2 protein-coding genes are annotated in these 3,879 nt (G+C 71.2%); both read left to right on the top strand.

The genetic code is table 11. The features are described 5' to 3' along the window. Positions 1-971, top strand: a 971-nt coding sequence (locus BIV23_RS42220; protein WP_143079239.1) for a beta-ketoacyl reductase, incomplete at its 5' end; no start/stop codon positions are given. 34 nt (positions 972-1,005) lie between these two features. After that, a partial coding sequence (locus BIV23_RS42215) for a type I polyketide synthase (protein WP_143079238.1) occupies positions 1,006-3,879 on the top strand: 2,874 nt, incomplete at its 3' end.

Below are 3,879 nucleotides of genomic sequence, written 5' to 3'. Positions count from 1 at the left end.
CCGTACGTCACCTGGACGAGCTCACGCGGGGCCTGGAGCTGGACGCGTTCGTCGTCTATTCCTCGGTCTCGGCGGTCTTCATGGGTGCGGGCAGCGGCAGTTACGCGGCGGCCAACGCCTTCCTGGACGGTCTGATGGCCCGCCGCCGGGCGGCGGGTCTGCCGGGGGTCGCCCTGGCCTGGGGTCTGTGGGAGCAGACCAGCGGCATGGCGGCCAACACCGACGACCTCACCCGGTCGCGAATGAGCCGCCGCGGTGGCCTTCAGATCATGACCCTGGCGGAGGGCATGGAGCTGTTCGACGCCGCACTGGGGTCCCAGGAGCCGCTCCTCGTGCCGGCCAAGCTGGACCTGCGGTCCGTACGCGCCGACGCGGCGGCGAGCGGCGGAGTACCGCACATGCTGCGCGGCTTGGTCCGCGCGGGCCGGCAGCTGGCACGGACGGGATCCGCCGGCGACGGCCGCCTGATGCGCCGTCTCGCCGGGCTCCCCGCCGCCGAGCAGGCGAAGGCCCTCGTCGACCTGGTGCGCACCCAGGCCGCGGTCGTACTCGGGCACGCCGGGCCGGACGGCGTCCAGCCGGACACGGCTTTCAAGGACACCGGGTTCGACTCGCTCACGGCAGTGGAACTGCGCAACCGGCTGCGGGAGGCGACCGGTCTGAAGCTGCCCGCCACCTTGGTCTTCGACTACCCGAACCCGCAGACCCTCGCGCGCCACCTGCACACCGAACTGTTCCCGGACGGCGGCGCGGCCGGCCCGGACGTGGACGAGGCACGGCTGCGGCACGCACTCGCCTCGCTCCCGCTCGCCCGGTTCCGGGCGGCCGGACTGATGGACTCCCTGGTCAAGCTGGTCGCCCTCGGCGACGGCGAACCGGCGGTCGGCGCACTGGACGACGCCGACGAAGAGAGGGCGATCGCCGACCTGGGCGTCGACGATCTCGTGCACATGGCGCTCGGCGACAACTAACCCTGCGAGAACGCTGAAGGATTGGGGAAAACAAGTGAGTGCGTCGTATGAAAAAGTCGTCGAGGCGCTCCGGGCATCGCTCGAAGAGGTCGGTTCGCTGAAGAAGCAGAACCGCCAGCTCATCGACGCTTCCCGGGAGCCGGTTGCCGTGGTGGGCATGGCGTGCCGGCTGCCCGGCGGGGTGGCGGGTCCGGAGGACCTGTGGCGACTGGTGCGTGACGGCCGCGACGCCGTAACGGGGTTCCCCGAGGACCGTGGCTGGGATCTGGAGGGCCTGTTCGACCCGGACCCGGAGCGCGCGGGCACCACCTACACCAGCCAGGGCGGCTTCCTCCACGAGGCGGGCCTGTTCGACGCGGGGTTCTTCGGGATCTCGCCGCGTGAGGCGCTGGCGATGGACCCGCAGCAGAGGCTCCTCCTTGAGGCCTCCTGGGAGGCACTGGAGAGCGCCGGTGTCGACCCGGTCTCGCTGAAGGGTGCCGACGTCGGCGTGTTCTCCGGCGTGTTCGGCCAGGGCTATGTCGCGCCCGGCGCCAGCGTGGTCACTCCGGAGCTGGAGGGCTTCGCGGGCACGGGCGGGTCGACGAGCGTGGCCTCTGGCCGGGTGTCGTACGTGTTCGGTTTCGAGGGCCCGGCCGTCACCATCGACTCGGCCTGTTCGTCGTCGCTGGTGGCGATGCACCTGGCCGCGCAGGCGCTGCGGCAGGGCGAGTGCTCCATGGCGCTCGCCGGCGGTGCGACGGTGATGGCCAACCCCGGCGCGTTCGTGGAGTTCTCCCGCCAGCGCGGCCTGGCGGCCGACGGCCGCTGCAAGGCGTACGCGGACGGCGCGGACGGCACCGGCTGGGCCGAGGGCGTCGGCGTGGTCGTGCTGGAGCGTCTGTCGGTGGCGCGGGAGCGCGGGCACAAGGTCCTGGCGGTGCTGCGGGGCAGTGCGGTGAACCAGGACGGTGCGTCGAACGGTCTGACGGCACCGAACGGGCCTGCGCAGCAGCGGGTGATCCGTGGTGCTCTGGCCAATGCGGGGCTTGCCCCGGCGGACGTGGATGTGGTCGAGGGTCATGGCACGGGTACGGTGCTCGGTGACCCGATCGAGGCGCAGGCGCTGCTGGCGACGTACGGCAGGGGTCGTGATGCCGAACGGCCGTTGTGGCTGGGGTCGTTGAAGTCGAACATCGGGCACACGCAAGCGGCCGCGGGTGTGGCCGGTGTGATCAAGATGGTGCAGGCGCTGCGGCACGGAGTGCTGCCGCCGACCCTACACGTGGACGCGCCCACGTCCAAAGTGGACTGGTCGGCGGGCTCGGTGGAGCTGCTGACGGAGGCTCGGGAGTGGCCGCGCGACGGCCGACCGCGCCGTGCGGGAGTGTCCGCGTTCGGCGTCAGCGGGACGAACGCGCACTTGATCCTTGAGGAAGCACCCGCGGACACGCAGCCGAAGTCGACCGCCACAAGGACGGCGCCCGGTGACGTGCTGCCGCTGGTGGTATCGGCGCGCAGCGAGTCCTCGCTGTCGGGACAGGCCGAACGGCTCGCGACGTTCGTCGAAGGTACCGAGGGGCTGTCTCTGACGGATGTCGCCGGGGCGCTGGTCTCCAGCCGTGCGGTGCTGGGCGAGCGTGCGGTGGTCGTGGCCTCCTCGGACGAAGAGGCGCTCGCCGGGCTGCGCGCGCTGGCGCGTGGCGAGAGCGCGGCGAATGTCGTCTCCGGCTCGGGGTCGCCGGGCAAGGTGGTGTGGGTGTTCCCGGGCCAGGGTTCGCAGTGGGTGGGTATGGGCCGGGAGTTGCTGGATTCGTCTGCGGTGTTCGCGGAGCGGATCGGGGAGTGTGCGGTTGCGCTGGAGCGGTGGGTGGACTGGTCGCTGCTCGAGGTGCTGCGTGGGGAGGCTGCTTCGGAGTTGCTGGAGCGGGTGGATGTGGTGCAGCCGGCGAGTTTCGCGGTGATGGTGGGTCTGGCGGCGGTGTGGTCCTCGGTCGGTGTTCGTCCGGATGCGGTGGTGGGTCACTCTCAGGGTGAGATCGCGGCGGCGTGTGTGTCGGGTGCGTTGTCGCTGGAGGACGCGGCGAAGGTGGTGGCGCTGCGCAGCCGGGCCATCGGCGAGCAGTTGGCCGGTCACGGTGGCATGGCCTCGGTCGCACTGAGCGAGGAAGAGGTAGTTGCCCGCCTGGAGCGCTGGTCGGGTCGGGTCGAGGTCGCGGCCGTCAACGGCCCGAACTCCGTGGTGATCGCCGGTGATGCGCAGGCGTTGGACGAGGCCCTTCGGGTGCTGTCCGGCGAGGGTGTTCGGGTGCGTCGGGTGGCGGTGGACTACGCGTCGCACACCCGTCATGTGGAGGACATCCGCGACACTCTCGGCGAGGTGCTGGCCGGTATCGATGCCCAGGCGCCGACGATCCCCTTCTACTCGACCGTCACCGGGGGCTGGGTGGAGGCTGCCGGGGTTCTGGACGGCGGTTACTGGTACCGCAACCTGCGCGGCCAGGTCGGTTTCGGTCCTGCCGTGGCCGATCTGCTCGGTCAGGGTCACAGGGTGTTCGTGGAGGTGAGTGCGCATCCGGTGCTGGTCCAGCCGGTGACCGGGATCCTTGACGGGAGTGATGTCGGTGAGGGCGGGGTGGTGACGGGTTCGCTGCGGCGTGAGGAGGGTGGTCTGCGTCGTCTGCTGGTGTCGATGGCGGAGTTGTTCGTGCGTGGTGTGCCGGTGGACTGGACCGGCGTCCTGCCTGCCGGGAGTGCATCGGCACATGTCGACCTGCCGACGTACGCCTTCGACCACCAGCACTACTGGCTGCGGGAGACCGCACCGGCGACGGACGCGGCGTCCCTGGGACAGTCGGCAGCCGATCACCCGCTGCTCGGCGCGGTGGTGCGGTTGCCGCAGTCCGACGGGCTGGTGTTCACCTCGCGC

This window comes from Streptomyces monashensis (genome assembly GCF_001866665.1).
GTDB classification, from domain to species: Bacteria; Actinomycetota; Actinomycetes; order Streptomycetales; family Streptomycetaceae; genus Streptomyces; species Streptomyces monashensis.
The sequence above is the reverse complement of the archived record's forward strand: the minus strand, read 5'-3'. Positions and strand labels throughout refer to the sequence as shown.